Origin of the sequence: Massilia sp. CT11-108 (genome assembly GCF_047302915.1) — a bacterium.
In the GTDB taxonomy this organism is placed as follows: domain Bacteria; phylum Pseudomonadota; class Gammaproteobacteria; order Burkholderiales; family Burkholderiaceae_D; genus Telluria; species Telluria orientalis.
On record NZ_JBKYMO010000838.1, the window covers coordinates 1 to 1569 of the forward strand.

Consider the following 1569-nt stretch of genomic DNA (forward strand, 5'->3'; position numbering starts at 1 on the left):
TGGCGGTGGCCGCGGGCCCGCTGGTGCGGCGCCGCACGGCGTGGCTGCCCGCCAGGCGTTGACGCCCCGTCGACAACGCTTGACGACGGCGCAACACCGATGCTACTGTACTACCCGTACTAGTACAGTGTATTCACCATGACCCGACGTGCCCTTTTGATGCTGCAGATCGTGACCGGCGATCCGCGCCCCATCACCCGCCAGATCACCGACGGTATCAAGCGCCAGATCGCAGGCGGCGACCTGATACCGGGCGACGCGCTGCCCAGCGTGCGCGGCCTGGCGCAGCAGCTGTCGATCAATCCGAACACGGTGGCCAAGGCCTATGCCGAACTGACGGCGGAAGGCTGGCTGTTGTCCCGCACCGGACTCGGATTGTTCGTGGCCGAGCAGCGCCGGCGCCTGTCGGACGAGGAACGCGAACGCCGCCTGGCGGAGGCGGTCGGCCGCTTCGTCAGCGACGTGATCGGCCTCGATTATCCGCAGCAGACCATCCTCGACCGCGTGGCGGCCGACCTTTCCAACTACGAGACGAAAAAAACCGCATGAGCGATTACGCCATCGATACCGAGGACCTGTGCCTCGTCTACAAGCGCAAGCCCGCCCTCGACCACCTGACCTTGCGCCTGCCGCGCGGCGGCATCCACGCCTTCGTGGGCGCCAACGGCGCCGGCAAATCGTCGCTGTTCCGCGTGCTGCTCGGCTTCGAGCCCGCCGCCAGCGGCAGCGCGCGCATCCTCGGCCACGACTGCCGCCGCCTGACGCCCGCGCTGCGCGAACGCATCGGCTTCGTCAACGAAGAGCACACGCTGCCGGCGTGGATGCGCGTGCGCGACCTGACGGACATGCAGCGCCGCCAGTACCCGCGCTGGAACCACGCGCGCCACGGCGACGTGCTTGGCCATTTCAACGTCGAACCCGGCCAGCGCATCGGCGAGCTGTCGCGCGGCGAACGCGCGGGGCTGAACCTGGCCATGGCGCTGGCGCAGGGTCCCGAGCTGCTGATCCTCGACGAGCCCACGCTGGGCCTCGACGTCGTCGCCAAGCGCGCCTTCCTCGACGCCATGCTGCAGGGTACCCTGGACGACGCCGGCGCCACCGTCGTCTACTGCTCGCACCAGATGGACGAGATCGAGCGCGTCGCCGACAACCTCGTGATCCTCGAGCGCGGGCGCATGCGCTACATGAGCGGCCCGGACGACTTCTGCGACCGCATCCGCCTGTGGATCGCGGCGTTTCCCGCCAGGGTGCCCGAAGTCCGCGAATTGCCCGGCGTGCTGCAGGTGCAGGTCATCGACGACCTGACCCACGTCGTCGTGTTCGACCAGGACGACAGCTTCGGCGCGCGCCTCAAGCTGCTGGGCGCGCACTCGGTCCAGGCGATGCCGCTGGGCCTGGACCGCGCCGTGAACGCCTTCCTCGCCCACGGTCACGCCCGTCCCGTGGCCAACCTGCTTGCCGCGTAAGGAGATCCCATGCTCGAATTCTTCCTCGCCGAACTGCGCCGTTTCCGCACCGGCGCCGCCGCGTACGCGCTCGCGAATTTCGTCGCCCTGTCCGTGCTGCAGC

Annotated in this window: 2 protein-coding genes; both read left to right on the top strand. The window is 69.0% G+C overall.

What is annotated here, in order from left to right; all coding sequences use genetic code 11:
* Positions 1-138: 138 nt before the first annotated feature.
* The gene (locus tag ACEN88_RS31255) at positions 139-549 is read left to right on the top strand and encodes a GntR family transcriptional regulator (protein ID WP_413345995.1); all 411 of its coding nucleotides are present in this window, start codon (positions 139-141) and stop codon (positions 547-549) included.
* Positions 546-1466 carry an ABC transporter ATP-binding protein gene (locus ACEN88_RS31260; protein WP_413345997.1) on the top strand — a complete coding sequence of 307 codons (921 nt, stop codon included), beginning with the start codon at positions 546-548 and terminating at the stop codon, positions 1464-1466. The genes ACEN88_RS31255 and ACEN88_RS31260 overlap by 4 nt, the downstream gene beginning before the upstream one ends.
* Positions 1467-1569 lie beyond the last annotated feature (103 nt).

What these genes read in the sequence shown, in the direction of transcription:
- ACEN88_RS31260 (WP_413345997.1), top strand. Translation starts at nt 546, where the DNA reads ATGAGCGATTACGCCATCGATACCGAGGACCTGTGCCTCGTCTACAAG.
- ACEN88_RS31255 (WP_413345995.1), top strand. Translation starts at nt 139, where the DNA reads ATGACCCGACGTGCCCTTTTGATGCTGCAGATCGTGACCGGCGATCCG.